The organism is Leisingera sp. ANG-Vp (genome assembly GCF_000813725.1).
Taxonomy (GTDB): Bacteria; Pseudomonadota; Alphaproteobacteria; order Rhodobacterales; family Rhodobacteraceae; genus Leisingera.
In genome coordinates, this window is the sequence record NZ_JWLD01000030.1 from 1 (window position 1) to 17,549 (window position 17,549).

Genomic DNA, 17,549 nt, shown 5'->3' on the forward strand with positions numbered 1-17,549 from the left:
GCTCGATGGCTTGCGGCGGGCGCTCCCAGGCCTCTACCATTCTGGCGACTTCGGTGCTGGCGGCCTGAATGGAGACCAGTGCATCGCCGCCCGCGCCGCTGGAGCGGGCGCCGGATTCCGGCGCGCTGGCAAACAACGCGATGTGGATCAGAGCTGCAGCCGCGGCAAAGACCGTGAATTCGGCAGTGTGTTTCATGGCTGCTGCACCACAAGTTCAGCGCTGCTGAGGCCGGATTCTGCCAGCCGGCGCAGGATGCGTGCGAGTGTCTTTGCCTCAAGGGCGGCATCAGCACGCAGTTGCACTGTGCCGCCTTGCCCGCTGGCCGCTGTCAGCCGGGCAAGGGCGGCGTCGCCTTCGGCCCCATCGAAATGCAAACGGCCTCCGGCGCTAGCAAACAGCACCGGCCCGGCATCCGGCTGCATTTCAGCCGCAGCGTCCGGCGGGGTGACTTCAAAAGGGTCGGGCTGTGACAGACGGGATGTCATCAGGAAGAAGATCAGAAGCAGAAACACAACATTGATCATGGGAACGATGGACTCGCCGCGCGGGCGGCGGGGCGGATCTGTCAGGTCCATTTGCACGCCCTCACTCCACCAGAACAAAGCTGGTAAGGCCGCCCTGCCGCAGCAGTGCTGTCACGTCGGTAATGCGCTGTAAGTCAGCACCGTCGCGGCCGCGCAGGATCAGCATGTCGGATGGCTGCTTCATCAGCGGCGCCAGCGCCTGGGCAAGGTTGCTGTCCGCAACCGGCACACCATTCACATCCAGGTTGTTCGGACCGATGCCGATCAGCCGCGGAGGGCCATCATACGTGCCGCCTTTGCCTGCCAGCGGCAGATGCAGCACCGCATCGGCGCCAAAGCGGGAAGCCAGCATGAAGAACACCAGAAGCAGGAACACCACGTCGATCATCGGCGTGAGACTGGGTTTGCGCCGGGGTCGCGAAGCTAGGATGAACTCCATCGGCTTACTCAGCTGCCAGTTTCAGCGGTTGCGGCTCGTTGGCGACAAAGATGCGGGTGGCGTTGTCTTCAATGTCTCTGCGGATGCGGTTGATAACGGCTTCGAACCAGGTCAGCGCTGCCGAGGCAGGGATTGCCACCGCCATGCCGGCCGCTGTGGTCAGCAGGGCTTCCCAGATGCCGCCGGCAAGCAAGGCAGGATCCGCTTTGGACCCCGCGGCTTGCAAGGCCTGGAAGGCGGCGATCATGCCCAGAACTGTACCCAGCAGGCCGAGAAGCGGGGCGATGGTGGCAATCAGCTCAAGCGCGCCAAGGCCGGCGCCCGCACTGGCCAAATGCAGTTTGGCCACACGTGCGGTTTCCTCGCGGGCGCGGGGCTCGGGCATGCTGGCAACCGAGGTTAGCGCGGTTGCGACCACTGCGGACCGGATGCCCCTGCGGCCCTGAACAATAGCCAGTGCAGCGCCTTCATCGCCGCGCTCAAACGCGGTGACCGCCCGTCCTGCTTTGCCGCGCGACCAAGCCCCGATCAGTGCCAACCGCCAAGTTTTCCAGAGGATCAGCGCCATGGTGGCGACAGAAAGCGCAGCAATCGCCCAAATAGACGGCCCGCCGTCCCTGAGAAACTTCATCGCTTTTTCCGAAGCGTTGCCAGCCATCTGCGCCAGTTCCTCTCGCCTGGTGACAGGGTCTGCAGGCGGCAGCAAAACGGCGGCCGGACTGTCTGCATGGCTGCCCTCTGCTTCGGCGGTCTGCTGAATTTTGAGTGCAGGCTGTTCACCTTCTGGTGCGGCAGCCGCGGAGGATGCAGCCGGCTCGGCATCAGCAGCAAGGTGGCCGGTATCCTGAGGAACAGGGGGCGGAGCGAGCGTGCCGGATTGCAGTTCCATTGCAGCAGGGGCTTCGGGGGAAAGTGCGGGCACGGGGATGGAAGGCGTTTCCTGGGCCGCGGCGAAAGGAGCCAAAACAAAAACGGCAGCAGCTGCTGCAGACAAGCGGATGGTCATTGGTGGCTCCATTACAGGGCGGAACAGGGTTTACTGGACGCGGCCATGGAGCGAAGGGGCATCGGTATCAGCATAGGCAGCCATTGCTTCACGGGTCGCTCTCCAGCCGGTTGCGCCGCGGACTGCGGGCACAGAGAATTGTTGGGAATGGCTGGGCTTCCGCGGGTAAAGAGTGCAGAGCGCCTTGCTGATTGCGTTTTTATGAAACGCGGAAAACGGGTAGGAAAACCCGCTCGTTTTGTCAAGATTGCGGGAGGCTTCGAGGTGCGGGCGGCCCGCGGACGCTCAAAATCAGGCTGTTGCCGGTGCAGCGCCGGACTGCCAGGCCATACCTTCAAAGTCCTCGCGGAAGGCAAAGCGGGCCAGGTGGGTGTCGATAATCTGCCGGGCGTGATTGAGCTCTGCGGCATCCGGGGCGGAAATTTCAGCGGCCAGAACGCCGTCTGCAGCGTGCAGGGCTGCGGGTCCTGTTCCCAGCGCAATGGTTCCTTGTCTGGTGTCGAATTGAACGTCGACCTTATGGGAAAAATGCTTGCAGAGCTGCTGCAGGTATTTTTCGGCATTCGGGGTTTCAAAGCGGCCTTGATCGTTGAGCATCTCTCATTCCTTACTATTTTTATCGGCTTTACAATCTACCGAAACACTGCGCCGCTGCAACCTCAATCTGACCTCTTGCAGGCAGAGCCCTGCAGCGGTGACGCATCCGGAACCGTTATTTCCCCTGCTGACAATCTGGCGCGGGCATCCTAAAAGGCCGGGGCTGCGGTGCAGGCATTTTTTGCCATCAGGACAGATTCGCCCGGAAAAACGGGCCATCTGCAGGGCGGAAACAGCGACCCACATCTCAAGCGTTCCCACCACAATCCTTGAGAGGGTCCCCATGTTCCGGGCTTTTGAAAACCTTGTTGATCCCTTTGCCGAGAACCGGCCGGCCCCGCCGCGCGCCAGCCTTAAGGCCTATTTAGCCCAGCAACTGGCGCCTTACCGGAAATGGCTGCCTCTGATGTTTGCCACGGGGGTGCTTACGGCGCTGATGGAGAGCGGATTGATCTTCTATTCCGGCCGGGTGGTAGACCTCATGGCCGGCACTGGCGCAAGCATGTTCTGGCAGGAGCACGGCACTGAGATGCTTCTCGCCCTTTTCTGTGTGCTGATCCTGCGGCCGGCGCTGGTGGGGCTCAATCACCTTCTGCTGGAGCAGACGCTGTCGTCGAACCTGCAGGAGCAGGTGCGCTGGCAGGCGCACCGGCATCTCCTGGGGCAATCAGTCGGCTTCTTTCAGACCGACTTCGCCGGACGGCTGAGCAACCGGGTGATGCAGATGGGTCCTGCGGTGCAGGACAGCGTGCATATGCTGTTTGAAGCGGTCCTGTTTGCGGTGACCTATATGATCGGTGCAGTTGTAGTGCTTTCGCAGATCGACTGGCGGCTTGCCGTGCCGCTGGTGCTGTGGGTGGGGCTCTATGCGGTTTACGTGCGCCATATCGCTCTGAACGTGGCGGCCACGGCCGAGAAATGGTCGGATGCCCGCTCCAATGCGACAGGCAGGATCGTGGATGCCTATGGCAATATCGAAACGGTCAAGCTGTTTGCCCAGTACGGGCAGGAGCAGAGTTACGCATTGTCGGCGCTGCGCCGCCTGCGGGCGCGCTACCAGCGGTTTCTGCGGATGATGACCAAGCTGGCCTTTGGCAGCATCGCTATCAACGGCGTGCTGATCCTGATCGTGGTGGCGCCGGCCATCTGGTTGTGGTTGCGCGGCAGCGTCAGCGTGGGCGAGGTGGCCGCGGTGTCGGCTCTGACGATCCGGCTGAATGGCATGAGCGGCTGGATCCTGTGGGTGACGATCCGCCTGTTTGAAAACATGGGGGTTATCCGCGAAGGCCTGCGGTCGCTGTCAGAGGAGCACGGCATAACTGACGCCCCAGGAGCGCAAGCGCTGGAAATCAGCAAGGCCGAGGTCCGGATCGAAGGGCTGACGCACCACTACGGCAACAAGAGCGGCGGCGTGAACGGGATTGATCTCCACATTCCGGCGGGACAGCGCATTGGCGTCGCCGGCCCTTCGGGCGCCGGGAAGTCAACCCTGATCAACCTGCTGCTGCGGTTCCGCGATCCGGAAGGCGGGCGCATTCTGATTGATGGGCAGCCCATTGATTTGGTGACGCAGGACAGCCTGCGCAGTCAGATCGGGGTGGTGACCCAGAACACCTCGCTGATACACCGTTCGGTGCGGGCCAACATCCTCTATGGAAACCCCGGTGCAACCGAGGAGGAGATGGTCGCTGCGGCCAAGCGTGCCGAGGCGCATGACTTCATAATGGCACTGCGCGATCAGAATGGCCGTACCGGCTATGATGCCCATGTCGGCGAGCGCGGTGTGACGCTTTCGGGCGGCCAGCGCCAGCGGATTGCCATTGCGCGGGTGGTGCTTAAGAATGCTCCGGTCCTGATCCTGGACGAGGCCACCTCAGCCCTGGACAGTGCGGTGGAGGAGGAGATCCAAAAGACCCTGATGGATGTGATGGAGGGCAAGACGGTGATCGCCATTGCCCACCGGCTGTCGACGATTTCCCAGATGGACCGCATTGTGGTGCTGAAAAACGGGGAGATTGCTGAAGACGGGACCCATCGTGAGCTGCTTGCAGAGCAAGGGGTTTATGCCGGTCTTTGGCATCGGCAATCCGGCGGGGCGGAGGGGGCGCTGGAGCGGGCCTGGTAAGGTCCGTTTGGCAGTCAGGAAAGACAGAAAAGCCGGTGCGCATTAATGCGCACCGGCTTTGATGAAGAGAAGAGACTGGGCTAGCTGCTAGACTGCTTCGGATTCGGGGATGGTCTTTCTGGTTCTGGCCCGGATTTGCACGATGTCGCGGCTGAGGGTCTGGAACACGGAAGCCCCGAACCACTCCAATGAGACTTCGCAACCAGGATCACACTCCAGAGCGGACAGCAGGCTGCTGTAGTCGTAGGCGCCCTCAAACAGCGGCACCATCCCATCGCGGCTGCCTGCGGCGCTGTAGACATTGCCAGGGGAAAAGACTTCCAGCCGCTCGCGGGCCGAGACATTTTTCAGATGGTAATGTGCAATGCGCGGCAGCAGGAGGCGGCGGGCCTCTACCGGGTCGTCACCGCCTTCCCAGACATGCAGCGCATCAAAGTTGATCGCGAGGGCATCATGGCTGGTGGCGTCGATCAGATCGCAGGTCGCAGCCAGCGTGTCGGCCAGGGTGCCGGGGTGGGTTTCGACCAGCAGGCGAAGGCCGTGGTCGGCGGCGATGACGCAGGCTTCGCGCAGAGCGCGGGTGATCTGACGGTGCTCGTCAGCTGTGGCAGCGCTGCTGGCCTGCTGACCGGCAAAGGTGCGCATTTTGGCGGCCCCCCAGGTCCGGGCCTGGGCGCAAAGCGCCAGCGTGCGGCTGCGCAGCAGTTCCGGGTCATGCAGCGGCAAGTAGTCGCTGATCATCGGGACCGACAATCCCTGCGCTGCCATCCATTGCGCGTTGTGAATGGCCAGCGGCGGCTGGCTGCGCGCGTGCACCCCCCACATTTCAATGCCCTGGAAGCCGTTGTCGCGGGCCCAGAAGGCGATGTCTTTCAGGTCGATCAGCTGATGGCGGAATGAGATCGTGCAAAGGGAAATTTTCATGCCGGAACCTCCTCGGGCTGGGATTTGTCCTGCGGGAGGCTGGCCGAGGCTGGCAGGTTGACCGCGCACCAGCCGTCAAACTGGGCTTTGAGCGCGGATTTGATGCTGAATTCCAACTCGTCCAGCGCGTCCAGCGCGGCAAACAGATCGGGGATCAGCGAGCGGTCTTGGGTATGTGCAGCGCGCGCCGCCAGATAATGCAGCTTGCGGAAGCCTTCGCAGAGGGCCTCGACGCGGTCGCATTCGGCGTCGAAATCCTCGAATGCGGTGTCCAGTTCCTGCCAGAAAAAGGCGAAGGCATGCTCATAGGCATATTTGCGGAGTGAAAGCACCGGCATTTCCCGGATCGCGTCCTTGAGGCCCTGCAGCGGCTGTTCAGGCAGGCAATGATACTCAAATATCCGGCGCAAGGCGCTAGTCAGCACATTGTCACCGGCCCGGAAAGTCTCGTGGAAGTAGTCGGCCAGATCCTCCGGGTGCGGTGCCCGCGCCTTGCCGCTGTTCACGGTGTAGCCGCCCGCTACCGTCGGCTGCGCCATGGCGTTCAGGATAGTTTCGCGCGGCAGATCCCCGCGCCAGCGATAGTCTGGATCGTAAAGATGCCAGACGTCCGGGTCATCGGTCAGCTCTATGATGACGAAGTGCGGGAAGGGGTTCTGATTGTACTTATTCTCGCGCTCGGGCAGGTGGTACATGTCCAGGAACACCACCAGCTGCTCGTCATCCGTTTTGGTGGATAGGAGCCGCTCGAAATGAGCCAGGTTCTCGTCCTTGGATTTGCCGTGATCATACCACTCGCGCACCTGGATATTGTAGAGCCGTTCAACCCAGCGGGCGTATAGGTCCTGGGTCATTTCTTCGCTGTGGTAAGAGAGCCGCATTTCCGGCGTGACGGCAAAGCTGCTGTCCCAGGTGCCGAAGTGAAAAGGCCTGAAGTTCAGCTGCTCATGCCGGCGGATTGCGGCGCACATGCAGCTGACAAAGCAATGCACGGTGATCTCGCTGGGCGCGGGGGTCTCGTCAGTGCTGGCGGTTTGACCGGGTTTCTGACCAAGCAGCATCCGGATCAGCCCGTCAACCGTGGCGAAGTCATCTTTGGAAAACTCGCGCTCCGGCACTTCGATGCCGTGATCGGTTTCCAAATGCAGCATCAGGTTGATCAGGATCACAGAGTCCAGATGGAGTTCGTCGTTGAGCACGGCTTCGGGGCGGAACAGGGCCATATGCTCGTTTGCCAGCGGCCCTTCAAGCGTCATCCGGATGGCCGATAGAATGGACTCGTAGGTCATGCGCTCACCGGATCTTTGAATTTTGCCGGGGTGCTGTATTGCGCCGCAACTTCGCGGCGGCTGATCTTGCCGTTGGCCTGGCGCGGCAGCGCCGGCAGGCGGTGGATCTGCCCGGGCTGCTGGTAGCCGGCCAAGGCGCCGAGGCAGGCCCGGCGCAGGTCTTCCTCTGTGGCGCTGCCGGAGTAGAGCAGCCCGACGCGATCACCGGAATGCGGATCCGCGACGCGGAAGGCGACGGCGTCCTGCACACCTGGCACCGCCATGACGGTTTTCTCGACATCGTGAGGATAAACGTTCAAACCCGCGACATTGATCATGTCGTCGGCCCGGGCCGTAAAGACCAGCATCCCGTCCGGGCGCAGGCAGCCAAGATCGCCGGTGTCGATCCCGCGCCCGCCGGTGGTGATCCGCACGGGGCCCGGACCGCTGTCCCGGCCGGCATCCAGCGTCACATGGGGCAGGGCACGGCCAACGTCGCAAGGATCCTGCAGGTTCTGGTTTATGGCGACGCAGCCCGCTTCGGAACATCCGTACTGCTGGAAGAAATGGGTGGTCCGGGACCGGATCAGGCTGAACCAGGCATCGGGCAGAACGGTGCCCGAGGTATTGACCGCGTGCAGGACTTCCTCCTTGGGCAGCAGCCGGGCAAGGGTGTGCAGCATGGCAGGCGAGGTATAGAGCAGCGGCTGGTCCACTTCGCGCAGCCGGCGCAGGATGTATTTTGGATTGAGGCTGTCGATGATGACCGGAACATGTCCACGGTGCAGGGCCACCAGGGCGCCGGCGATCAGCCCGTAGGAGTGGGTTACCGGGCAGGCAATCACCGGGGTCATCTCTGCGCTGGCGGTAAAGAAGGCGGCGTAGCTTTCCACCTCAACCGCGATCTCGTCCCAAGTGCGGGTGATCACTTTGGCGGCGCCGGTGGTGCCAGAGCTCATCTGCACCAGAATACCGCCGCGCGGTGCGGGCCCGGCCTGCGGCAGGGGCGTTTGCTTCAAGCCGTCACTGAGCATCACGTCGCAGCCGGCTGTTTCGGCCATGGCGCGCGCGGTTTCCGGCGGAATGTCGGCGTGGATCGGGAACACGCCGGCGTTCTGTTCGCGCAGGTGCAGAAGCGACGAAAGCGCCGCGCCGGTATTGCGCATGTGCAGCCCGTAGCGGTGCGTGCCGGGCGCGCTCAGCACGCGGTCCAGCCGCGCGCTCAGGTCTGCCGGGTTGATGGTGTTGTCGTTCAGAACAAACATGTCAGTGGTCCTTTGCTGCGGCCAAGGCGTTGGCGATCAGGTGGCGGTACAGCGGGCGGTCCGGATCTATTTTCCGGGTGATGAGGCTTTCAGCGTGGATCTGCGGTTCAAACGGCGCCAAGGCCGCCTGCCGGTCTTCAAGCCCGTGTTCAGAGGCGTATGCGTCAAGACGCCTGCGCACCCGGCGCCAGAATGCGGTTTCAGAATAGCCGTAGCGGCGGTGCAGCAGATCCGAGAGGTCGGCCAGATTGAAGACGAACAGCGTGTCCATCACCAGTTCGCGCAGTCCGTCGGGCGAGGAGAGCTTGTGATAGGCATCTAGCGGAGCGTCAGCATAAACCGGGTCGATTTGCGCCAGGTCCGGGCATAGGCCGGGGTGTGAAAGCAGCTCCTCCACATATTCGACACCGTCATGGAAATCCCGGGCGATGATGCCTGTAGGCCAGCCGTTCTCGTGCTGCAGGATCAGGTTCTGGCCATGGGCTTCCAGTCCGATGCCATGTGCCACCATAAGATGCCAGACCGGCAGCACGGCAGTCTCCAACAGTTGATCGAGCCATGGCTCCAGACCGTGCTGTTCCAGCCAGGGGGCAATCAGAGGAGAGCCGTCAGCTTCGGTCAGGCTAAGGCCGTTGAAAGGCATCATCTGATCGCCCGGCAGCCCCAGGGATTCGGGGCTTTGGCGCCAGATTGCCGCCAGGTGCCCGTCCAGCGGTGTCCCGCGGCCTGCGATGATGCCCGCATATTCCGGCAGCAGCGTCAGCCGGTAATGGCTTTCAAACAGAGGATCGCTTGCAATGACATTGCTCAGCCAGTCGGAGATTGCAGGTGCAATGGCAACTGTGGCCGGGATAATGGTGCGCAGCGAAGAGGTGTTGCGCATGGCCATCGCGGTTTTGACATGGGCGCGTTGCGGCGTGTCGGCGTTCATCAAAGTGCGCACGGACTGGGTCGCCCGGTAGCTTTCGCCGATCGGGCCGATGACCACTGCCTGCCCTTTGCGGCACCAACCCTGGAAGCAAGGGTCTTTTTGCAGTTTGGCGCATTGCCAGGGGTGCAGCGGCAGCAGGTGGAAATCCTGCAAGGGGGCAGCTTTCTTTGCCGCCAGAGCGGTGATGCGGCCCCACTCACGGCTGCCCAGTTCCTGCTCCCAGAAGTCCTTGCACGGCAGCGTTTGCTGAACCAGGGAGTGGTGGAACAGCACCCCAGTCAGCCGGAAGGCCTGCCCGGCTTCCGGTCCATAGGCCAGGTGATCGGCATCGCTGAAACCGCTGCGGGCCTTGAAGCAAGGGTGGTAGGGATGACCTTCGTGCAGCGCCGTTTCCAGCTCGGAGACCGTCAGGCAATGCCGCGCTCCTGCTGCGGGGACCCGCAACAAGTTCAGATCGCTCAAGTGCTCTGTTCCGGCCAGATCCTTGCGCAGGATTTCCATGGCGGGCGACGGATCGGCGACGGCGGCTAATACATCGCCGGTTTCGGCAGGGCGCCATCCGTTGCTGCCGTCTACCTCGATGCTGCCGTCCTGCAGGCGGTAGCGCCCAAAGGCGCCGCGGCGTCCGCGGGCACGGAACCGGGTCCCGCGCAGCGACCAGTTCAGCGATTGGCCTCGGCCGATGTGCAGCGATGCGGCCCAGCCCTCGCACAGCAGTGCTTCGCAAAGCTGGCGCAGAATGCGCGGGGCAGTTCCGGCAAAACGCGTTTCATGCAAGGACATCGGCAAGCTCCCGCGCTGACTGCGGCCGGACCGCGGCAATTGGGTTGCGCATCTGCAAAAAAATGCCTTCCTGTGTTGCGGTCTCCAGCTCGTCTACGTTGTGCACGCGGGTCAGCAGATTGGCTTTCGTCGCCAGCGTCGGGGCGGTCAGCAGATACTCTGCAAACCCGGCGGCAGCGCCGGAGAACCGGGAGGCGGCATCGCTCAGGCGCTGGCGCAGCCGCAGCAGCAGTTCAGTCTCCCCTGCCATTCCGTCGCGGCCGAGGCGGCGGACAACGGCAAACAGCTGATTGACGATCAGGTAATAGGCCAGCCGTTCATTGATGTGCTCAGCCGGATAAACCAGCGCAGGCTGCCCTTTGAGCGAAGGCTCCAGCGCGCTGAGATGCGGGAAGGCCTCGCGGGTGATGAAATACCCTTGATTGTCACGGTAGTACGCGCGCGAAGGCAACCCGGTGCTGAGGTCCAGCAGGCTGTTTTGCTGGTGGGCTTCCAGGCCAATGCCATGCCGGTCATAGAGTTGAAGAACCGGATCCAGCATGCAGTCGAGATAGGCGTCAAACCAGGCACGGGCCATTGCGGTATGGCTTTTGCCATGCAACGCCGCCAGCTGCCTGATGATACTGGTCAGCAGGGCAGTGCGGCCGGGCCGGGGATCCGCCGTCAGGGCTGCGAGGTTGTAAACACCCTTGCCCTGCTGCGCAGTGAACGGGTTTTCGCGGAAGATCACCTCGAACCCGCTTTCGCGGCGGTCTGGCAGATCTACAGTCAGGTAAGCCGGGTCATTGATAATCCGGAACCGCGGGCTGAGGTTTGCGATGTCCAGCTTGCGCAAAAGCCGGGCCATGGAAACGCCTACGGCAAGCTCATCACGCAGCGTGACACGCAGGGAATTTGTCAGCCGCACCGGGATTGAAAACTTCAGCATCCATGGGCAGTCGGGTGAATAAAGCGTGCGGACCGAAGAGGTCGCGGAAAAGCCGCCGCCTGCTTCTCCCAGATCGCGCAGCCGGCCTGAGGCCAGCAGCGCCTGCACCGCCGGATCCAGCCGCAGCGCCTGGGCTTGCAGAGGATGCGCGGGGATCAGAACTTCGTCTGGCTGCAGCTGAAACGCTCCGGCAACGCCTGGTATCTGACTGACAAGATCCGCGGCAGGTTCCTGTGCAGAGCCTTGCGAGAGAATGCTTTTGTCAGCCGCAAAGAACGTGAGCCGGAACCGGCCGGCAAACTCCGGGGCGTAGGCCATCTGCTGCCAGCCGGTCAGGCCATCGCGGCTTTTGGGGGTCGGGTGCAGCCAGTGCCCGTATGACAAGGCCTGTTCTGCCGGCAGGAATGAGTCCGGGTCAGGTGACTGTGCAGTGCTGCGCAGGATCTTCTCAATCTGAGCATTGCTGTTCAGAACGTTGCGCAGGAACTCCGGCAGTTTTTCCGGATCGCGGGCATTCAGCCTGGCAAAGCATTCCTGTGCTATCAGGGTGATGACCTGGATGGGCGCTGCAGCTTGCCAAACAGAGGAGGAGGTGAACTGGAGCTGTGCTGCCCCGAAATGATGCGGCCCGGCGTGAGAGTAGTATTCGATCTGCACACGAAGACGGGCGGGAATATGGCTCAGCGGGATTTCGACCGCTGAACACTGGCTTGCCGCGCTGATGCTGTCCGGTGCGATTTCCCGCAGAAAGCCGTTCAGGAGAGCTTGCAATGACGCCGTCTGGGCGCAGGCGCTGGGCTGGATGATTTGCTGGAGGCTCATTTCGCGCAGTCCGCGAAGGAGCTGACAGGTGCAAAGGCAGTTCGCATAGTTCAGGAAATTCCCGTAGCCGTGGCCCGGAAGGCTGAACCCTGGCGATAGGCCAGGCACTCAGGTCAACCGGTGCGGATTTCGACAAGAACTAGCGGGATAGCTGGCTGCTAAGCGGCGCCGGCTGGGTAGCTTGGCGCCTGGTATGAGGTGGTATTCACGCCTCTTCCTTTAGCCGGTTTGCACCGGGGGGGGAAGATATTTGTGCATTTAAACGAAGGATTTACGGAGTTCGGCAGAAAGCCGCCGCCGACCTGAGCGGGGCAAGGAGCGCCGGGCCGGCGCTCCCGCAAGGGGTTAGAATTTCACGGTTGCGACCACCGAAATGTTGCGGCCGGGTTCCTTGAACGAGGTGAGAGTCGAAGCGGTGTACTCGGTCCCATAGGTCGCCCGGTCTGCGTATTGCTTGTCGAACACGTTGTCGACGGCGGCCCGGATGGTCACATTGCCAAAGGACGGAGGGCTGTACTCGGCGAAAAGGTTCAGAACCCCGTAGCCCGGCTGCTCTTGGGTGTAGGTTTCATAGACCTCGTTGTCGTTGGACAGGGCCGCCTCGACGCTGCCCCCAACAAGAAGGTTCATGGTTGGAATTTCCTGCTGAACTTCCAGGGCCAGCACCTGGCCAACTGGGGTGCCCGAGTCGACCAGGAAGAAGCTTTCCGCCGCCGCGTCGTTGAACGAGATATCGCTGCTGTTCATCGTGAAGCGGGCAAATCCGCTGTCCCAGCCGTAGGTCGCAGCAATGTTGAAACCTTTGCTTTCGAAATCGTTACCTAAGACAACGGCATCACCCGTAGAGGTGCGACCGACGCCGCGGATGTTGTCGATATTGGTTTTGAACAGCTCGCCGCCCAACGTCCAGTTGCCGCGCTGCCAGTCAGCACCGACAATGATGTTCTTGGCACGCGAAGAGCGCAGGGCCGAGTAGTCCCAGGTTTCGTAGAACAGGAAGTTGTCTTCCAAATCGATGCCGCCGAAAACGTTGGAATATCCTGCACGCAGCGACAGCGAATCCGTCACGTCGTAAACCAGCGAGAGGTTGCCGCTTGCTCCGGAGGGGGAGGTGGTAAAGGGGCTGCCGGTCTGGGCAAAGTCCTGGCCGGTGAAGTCCTGCCAGTCGTAACGGAGGCCGGCGGAAACGCTGAGGCGGCTGGTGGGCTCAAGCCGGGCCTGGGCGAAAATGCCAAGGTTTTTGCTTTCCTCTTCGGTCAGCCCGTTGACCCAGGTTGCATTCACCGAGCTTTCGCGGACCTGATAATCGACACCGGCGGTGATCGTGTTGCTTTCCGACAGGTGAAAATCGTTTTTCAGCGTCAGCGAGTAGGTATTTGAACTTGTCGCGGTGGAATCGCCGAACGGATCCGTTGGCCGGTCAACATTGATTTCAGAGAAACCCAGGGTCGCCGACGGGTCCCAGAGGCCGGTGTCGTTGCCGCTCTCATAGCGCAGCGAGGCAATCTGGCGCCTGGTGAAATAGGGTGCGAACCCGCGGCTGCTGGAGCCGAAGTTCGGCTGGAAATTGCGGATCTCGTTGTCTTCGGCCTGCTGCAGCGACAGTTCGATCCGGTCGCCCTGATCGCCTTCGTAAGCAAATTTCAAAAGGCCCGCGGTCAGGTTTGCGTTGGAGCCGGTCACCTCGTTGCCGTCACCGTCTTCGTAGTTGTCGCCTGTTGCCCGTTTGGCATAACCGAGGATCTCAAAACCGCCGCTGCGGCCGGCCAGGGTCAGCGAGCCCTGGGCCGTGCCGCCGTTGCTGGAATAGGACAGGCGGGACTGGCCGCCGAAGGTTTCTCCGTCCTCCAGGATGTCCTCGGCGTCGATGGTTTCCATGACCACCCGGCCGGCCAGCGCACGCGGACCTGCATCTGCAGGGGCAACGCCGGGATCGACGCGCACTGATTTCATCAGCCCGGGATCAAAGGCGTTGGCGCTGACGTGATGGAACGTGCGGTTGTTTTGCGAGACGCCGTCCACCTGCACTGCCAGGTTCAGCATATCGATGCCGTTGACGAAGATCTTCTGTGCAATTGGAATGCCGCCTCCAACGGAGACCGAGGCAATGCCGGCGAAGAGATCCTTGAGATCGCCCATTGCGGCGCGTTCGATCTCGGCATCGGCGACGTAGATCGAGGTGGCGCGGTCGGCGGCGTTGCCAATCGGGTCGCGCTGTTTGACCACGATCGGGTCCAGCGACAGGATCTCGTCGTCTTCGGCCAGGGCGGCGGAGGCGGAAATGAGTGTCAGGGCGGTGCTGCACAGCAGCCCGGACAGGCGGATGTTGGAAGTTCGTGCCATAATTAACCCGTGTTCTGAGAGCTGTTAGCTTGGGTCAATTCCTGGCTGGCCTTGCAAAGGCTCCGGCCTCATAGGAAGCAATTCCTGCGGCGGCAAGCCTCTGTCTGAGAGAATTTCCGTTAATATGTTAATGTTGCATTTTTGCTTTTTCTGCAGCGAAAGACATTAGCGCATAGGTGATCTGCGCAGTGGTGAAATCGGACATCCGGCTGCCCGTGTCAGGTGCAAGTTCAACTACGTCGAAGCCTGCCAGATTGCGGCCTGCAAGCGCAGATTGGACGATGCCGAGCGCTTGGTAGTAACCCAGGCCGCCGGGTACAGGGGTGCCGGTGGCGGGCAGGATCGCGGGATCAAGCCCGTCGACATCAAAGCTGACATAAATGTCCTGTGGGAAGTCTGCCGGCAGGGTGACGGATTGGATGTTTCCGGTCACCAGCTCCTCGGCGTCAATGGAGATCACTTTGCAGGCGGTGCGGCGGTCCGCTTCCTCCTGGCAGAGCGCGCGGACGCCGTATTGCGCGAGGCGGAAACCATCTTCCCCGGCCAAAAGCTGCATCACCGACGCGTGGGAATGGCGCTCGCCCTGATAGGCCTTGCGGAGGTCTGCATGGGCGTCGATCTGGACAATACCGACAGGCCGCCCCAAGGCCCGCGCCACACCGTGCACGGCGCCATAGCTGAGCGCATGTTCACCGCCCAGTGTGACCGGCACGGCGCCCGCCGCCACGGCGGCCCCGGTGCGGGCGGCGATACGCTCCATCACTTCGGGCAGGGGGCCGGAGCAATCAACGGGTGCCTCTGTGGCGATGCCCGCAGCACAGGGTTCCTTGCCCCGGAACAGGCGTTCCAGTTCGGTGCTGGCCTCAAGGATGGCGTCCGGACCGCTGCCGGTGCCTCCGCCATACGACACAGTGCGTTCCAGCGGCACTGGGATCACCCGGAAGCGGGCGGTGGCGGGATCTCGTTCAGAGGCACTCAGTTCACCTTCGAGGAAGCAGGTCATGACAGGCGGTCCTTGAAATCGTCATAGGAGGGGGTGCGCAGCAGTTGCAGCACATCGGTATCGGAGTTCCACAGGGCAATCGCAGGCAGGGGAACACCGTTGAAGGTGTTGGTCTTGACCATTGAGTAGTGCGACTGGTCAAGGAAGGCGATGCGGTCGCCGGGCTGCGGCGGTTTGGCAAAACCGTAGTCACCGATCACATCGCCAGCCAGGCATGACGGCCCGCCCAGCCGGTGCGGCGGCACGTCTGAGATTTCGCCCAATAAGTCCGGGCGGTAGGGGGCCTCGATCACGTCGGGCATGTGGCATGTGGCGGAGATATCGGTGATCGCCAGCGGCATGGCGTTTTCGGCGACGTCCAGAATCTCGCCCACCAGAATACCGGAATGCAGCGCCACGGCCTCGCCCGGCTCGACAAAGACCTCAACATCGTAGGTTTCGCGGATGTGGCGGATCAGGGAGATCAGCCCGTCGCGGTCATAGTCGGGCATGGTGATATGGTGGCCGCCGCCAAGGTTGATCCATTTCAGCTGTTTGAGGCGGCCGCCCATCTTCTCCTCCAGCGCGGCGAAGGTGCGCTGGAGCGGCTCGAACAGCTGTTCGCAGAGCGTGTGCATGTGCAGGCCCTCGACGCCGTCCCAGTCCTGTTCTGACAGCTGGGATACCGGCGTGCCGAGGCGTGAGCAGGGGGCAGTGGGGTCGTATTTCTCGTTCCAGCCTTCGGAACGCTCCGGGTTCACGCGCAGGCCGATGGAGATGGTCTCGCCACCCGCGCGGGCCTCTGCGATTAGCGGCGCAAAGCGGCGGTGCTGGGCCGGGGAATTGAAGATCAGGTGATCCGACAGGCGGATAATGTCGGGCAGGTCTTCGGCCTTGAAGCCGGCCGAATAAGTGGTGACCTCGCCGCCGAATTCCTCGCGTGCCAGCCGCGCCTCGTAAAGGCCGGAGGCGCAGGTGCCGGACAGGTAGCGCCGCACCAGGGGGGCAACGGCAAACATCGAAAACGCCTTGAGCGCCAAAAGCACATTGGCACCGGAGGCATCCGCGACCTGTTTCAGGATCGTGAGGTTGCGCTCCACCGCGGCCTCATCCACCACAAAACAGGGCGAGGGCACACGGTGCAGGTCGAATTTAGCGAAGCTTTGGGTGGAGAGAGCTTTGATGTCCATGGGGTCACTAGGCTTTGAAATGGGGAAAATGCCCGTCACATCGTGACGGGCACGCGTCCGCCCGCCCCACGGCGGGCGCGTTCCGCGCCCACCCGGGCGAACGCGTGGCGTTCAACCCGATTGTTGGGGCCTGGCCGGTCAGAACTCCGGGTGGCCGTCCAGCTCGACCATCTGCCACGGCAGGCCATCGCTGTTCAGCATTTCCATGAAGGCATCCGGATCCAGCTGTTCGGTGTTCCACACACCCGGTTCGCGCCAAATCCCATGCATCACCATCGCGGCCCCGATCATCGCCGGCACGCCGGTGGTATAGGCCACCGCCTGGCTGCCGACCTCGGCATAGCATTCCTCGTGGTCGCAGATGTTGTAGATGTAATAGGTCTTCTCTGCGCTGCCGTCCTTGGCCGGGCCGGTGATGATGTCGCCGATGCAGGTCTTGCCCTTGGTCAGCTCACCCAGTTCCGACGGGTCCGGCAGAACGGTTTTCAGGAATTGCAGCGGGATGATTTCCTGGCCGTTGTGCATCACCGGCTCGATGCCGGTCATGCCGACGTTCTGCAGCACAGTGACGTGGTTGATGTAGGCATCCCCGAAAGTCATCCAGAATCGCGCGCGCTCGATTTCCGGAAAGTGGGCCGACAGCGATTCCAGCTCTTCATGATACATCAGGTACATGTTCTTCTTTCCCACTTCCGGGAAGTCGAACTCATGCTTGCGGGTCATTGCGGGGCTTTCCACCCAGGCGCCGGATTCCCAGTGGCGGGCAGGGGCGGTCACTTCGCGGATGTTGATTTCCGGGTTGAAGTTGGTGGCGAACGGTTTGCCGTTATCGCCGCCATTGCAGTCCAGGATATCAATCAGCCGGATGCCGTCCAGCTTGTGCTTGCGCACCCAGGTGGCCATGATCGAGGTGACACCCGGATCGAAGCCCGCCCCCAGGATCGCGGTCAGGCCCGCCTCTTTGAAGCGCTCCTGATAGGCCCATTGCCACTTGTACTCAAACTTGGCCTCGTCTTCGGGCTCGTAGTTGGCCGTGTCGAGATAGTGAATACCCGCTTCCAGGCAGGCGTCCATCAGCACCAGATCCTGGTAGGGCAGCGCCAGGTTCACCAGCAGCTCGGCACCGGTTTCCCGGATCAATGCAACCGTGTCGGCAACATTCATTGCATCCAGCTGCGCGGTTCGGATGGCGACGCCGGTGCGTGCTTTGACGCTGGCAGCAATGTCTTCGCACTTTGAGACCGTGCGGCTGGCCAGGGTGATCTCTTTGAAGATCTCCGGGTGCATGGCCATTTTGGTGACCGTTACAGAACCGACGCCGCCAGCGCCGACAACCAGAACTTTTTCCATGTATTTTCCTTTCCGCGGGGCTGCGCCCCGGCGTTCCGATTTGCCCCTGGGTCATTTTCCGGGGGGCGGCT

Annotated in this window: 14 protein-coding genes and 1 pseudogene; 1 reads left to right on the forward strand and 14 read right to left on the reverse strand. The window is 62.1% G+C overall.

Going from position 1 to position 17,549, the window contains the following annotated elements:
• The 5 genes and pseudogenes from RA20_RS10915 to RA20_RS10935 all read right to left on the reverse strand — a co-directional run.
• Positions 1–196 (reverse strand): annotated as a pseudogene (locus RA20_RS10915) (energy transducer TonB); the annotation flags it as partial.
• Positions 193–576 carry an ExbD/TolR family protein gene (locus RA20_RS10920; protein ID WP_039128172.1) on the reverse strand — a complete coding sequence of 128 codons (384 nt, stop codon included), beginning with the start codon at positions 574–576 and terminating at the stop codon, positions 193–195. The pseudogene RA20_RS10915 and the gene RA20_RS10920, both read right to left, overlap by 4 nt.
• A gap of 10 nt (positions 577–586) precedes the next feature.
• On the reverse strand, positions 587–964 hold the full coding sequence (locus tag RA20_RS10925) for an ExbD/TolR family protein (RefSeq protein ID WP_039128175.1): 378 nt from the start codon (positions 962–964) through the stop codon (positions 587–589).
• 4 nt (positions 965–968) lie between these two features.
• Entirely contained in the window at positions 969–1,622 is a 654-nt protein-coding gene (locus RA20_RS10930) for a MotA/TolQ/ExbB proton channel family protein (protein ID WP_342586149.1), read from the reverse strand.
• A 639-nt stretch (positions 1,623–2,261) separates the two neighbouring features.
• Entirely contained in the window at positions 2,262–2,567 is a 306-nt protein-coding gene (locus RA20_RS10935) for a DUF2218 domain-containing protein (protein WP_039128180.1), read from the reverse strand.
• A 283-nt stretch (positions 2,568–2,850) separates the two neighbouring features.
• On the opposite strand from RA20_RS10935, the gene RA20_RS10940 reads away from it, so the two are divergent.
• Complete coding sequence (locus RA20_RS10940; RefSeq protein ID WP_039128183.1) at positions 2,851–4,692, forward strand: ABC transporter ATP-binding protein; 1,842 nt, start codon at positions 2,851–2,853, stop codon at positions 4,690–4,692.
• Between the two features lie 87 nt (positions 4,693–4,779).
• Here the strand turns inward: RA20_RS10940 and RA20_RS10945 are convergent, their stop codons facing one another.
• The 9 genes from RA20_RS10945 to RA20_RS10985 form a co-directional block, all read right to left on the reverse strand.
• Positions 4,780–5,616, reverse strand: coding sequence for a sugar phosphate isomerase/epimerase family protein (locus RA20_RS10945; protein ID WP_039128186.1), 837 nt, complete (start codon positions 5,614–5,616; stop codon positions 4,780–4,782).
• The gene (locus tag RA20_RS10950) at positions 5,613–6,905 is read right to left on the reverse strand and encodes a DUF6005 family protein (RefSeq protein WP_039128189.1); all 1,293 of its coding nucleotides are present in this window, start codon (positions 6,903–6,905) and stop codon (positions 5,613–5,615) included. Before RA20_RS10950 ends, RA20_RS10945 begins: the two co-directional genes overlap by 4 nt.
• Entirely contained in the window at positions 6,902–8,149 is a 1,248-nt protein-coding gene (locus RA20_RS10955) for an AMP-binding protein (protein ID WP_039128192.1), read from the reverse strand. Before RA20_RS10955 ends, RA20_RS10950 begins: the two co-directional genes overlap by 4 nt.
• 1 nt (position 8,150) lies before the next feature.
• Positions 8,151–9,863, reverse strand: coding sequence for an IucA/IucC family protein (locus RA20_RS10960; RefSeq protein WP_039128196.1), 1,713 nt, complete (start codon positions 9,861–9,863; stop codon positions 8,151–8,153).
• On the reverse strand, positions 9,850–11,613 hold the full coding sequence (locus RA20_RS10965) for an IucA/IucC family protein (RefSeq protein WP_052248955.1): 1,764 nt from the start codon (positions 11,611–11,613) through the stop codon (positions 9,850–9,852). Before RA20_RS10965 ends, RA20_RS10960 begins: the two co-directional genes overlap by 14 nt.
• Before the next feature lie 345 nt (positions 11,614–11,958).
• Positions 11,959–13,956 carry a TonB-dependent receptor plug domain-containing protein gene (locus RA20_RS10970; protein WP_052248956.1) on the reverse strand — a complete coding sequence of 666 codons (1,998 nt, stop codon included), beginning with the start codon at positions 13,954–13,956 and terminating at the stop codon, positions 11,959–11,961.
• 127 nt (positions 13,957–14,083) lie between these two features.
• The gene (gene speB / locus RA20_RS10975; protein WP_039128198.1) at positions 14,084–14,959 is read right to left on the reverse strand and encodes an agmatinase; all 876 of its coding nucleotides are present in this window, start codon (positions 14,957–14,959) and stop codon (positions 14,084–14,086) included.
• The gene (locus RA20_RS10980; RefSeq protein ID WP_039128200.1) at positions 14,956–16,128 is read right to left on the reverse strand and encodes a carboxynorspermidine decarboxylase; all 1,173 of its coding nucleotides are present in this window, start codon (positions 16,126–16,128) and stop codon (positions 14,956–14,958) included. Before RA20_RS10980 ends, speB begins: the two co-directional genes overlap by 4 nt.
• A gap of 138 nt (positions 16,129–16,266) precedes the next feature.
• Positions 16,267–17,478: a saccharopine dehydrogenase family protein gene (locus RA20_RS10985; RefSeq protein ID WP_039128201.1), complete on the reverse strand. Its 1,212-nt coding sequence runs from the start codon at positions 17,476–17,478 to the stop codon at positions 16,267–16,269.
• Positions 17,479–17,549: the final 71 nt, after the last annotated feature.

Coding starts and splice junctions, on each gene's coding strand:
- RA20_RS10985 (WP_039128201.1), bottom strand. CDS start 17,478: ATGGAAAAAGTTCTGGTTGTCGGCGCTGGCGGCGTCGGTTCTGTAACG.
- RA20_RS10935 (WP_039128180.1), bottom strand. CDS start 2,567: ATGCTCAACGATCAAGGCCGCTTTGAAACCCCGAATGCCGAAAAATAC.
- RA20_RS10980 (WP_039128200.1), bottom strand. CDS start 16,128: ATGGACATCAAAGCTCTCTCCACCCAAAGCTTCGCTAAATTCGACCTG.
- RA20_RS10945 (WP_039128186.1), bottom strand. CDS start 5,616: ATGAAAATTTCCCTTTGCACGATCTCATTCCGCCATCAGCTGATCGAC.
- RA20_RS10920 (WP_039128172.1), bottom strand. CDS start 576: ATGGACCTGACAGATCCGCCCCGCCGCCCGCGCGGCGAGTCCATCGTT.
- RA20_RS10965 (WP_052248955.1), bottom strand. CDS start 11,613: ATGAGCCTCCAGCAAATCATCCAGCCCAGCGCCTGCGCCCAGACGGCG.
- RA20_RS10970 (WP_052248956.1), bottom strand. CDS start 13,956: ATGGCACGAACTTCCAACATCCGCCTGTCCGGGCTGCTGTGCAGCACC.
- RA20_RS10940 (WP_039128183.1), top strand. CDS start 2,851: ATGTTCCGGGCTTTTGAAAACCTTGTTGATCCCTTTGCCGAGAACCGG.
- RA20_RS10955 (WP_039128192.1), bottom strand. CDS start 8,149: ATGTTTGTTCTGAACGACAACACCATCAACCCGGCAGACCTGAGCGCG.
- RA20_RS10950 (WP_039128189.1), bottom strand. CDS start 6,905: ATGACCTACGAGTCCATTCTATCGGCCATCCGGATGACGCTTGAAGGG.
- speB (WP_039128198.1), bottom strand. CDS start 14,959: ATGACCTGCTTCCTCGAAGGTGAACTGAGTGCCTCTGAACGAGATCCC.
- RA20_RS10925 (WP_039128175.1), bottom strand. CDS start 964: ATGGAGTTCATCCTAGCTTCGCGACCCCGGCGCAAACCCAGTCTCACG.
- RA20_RS10930 (WP_342586149.1), bottom strand. CDS start 1,622: ATGGCTGGCAACGCTTCGGAAAAAGCGATGAAGTTTCTCAGGGACGGC.
- RA20_RS10960 (WP_039128196.1), bottom strand. CDS start 9,863: ATGTCCTTGCATGAAACGCGTTTTGCCGGAACTGCCCCGCGCATTCTG.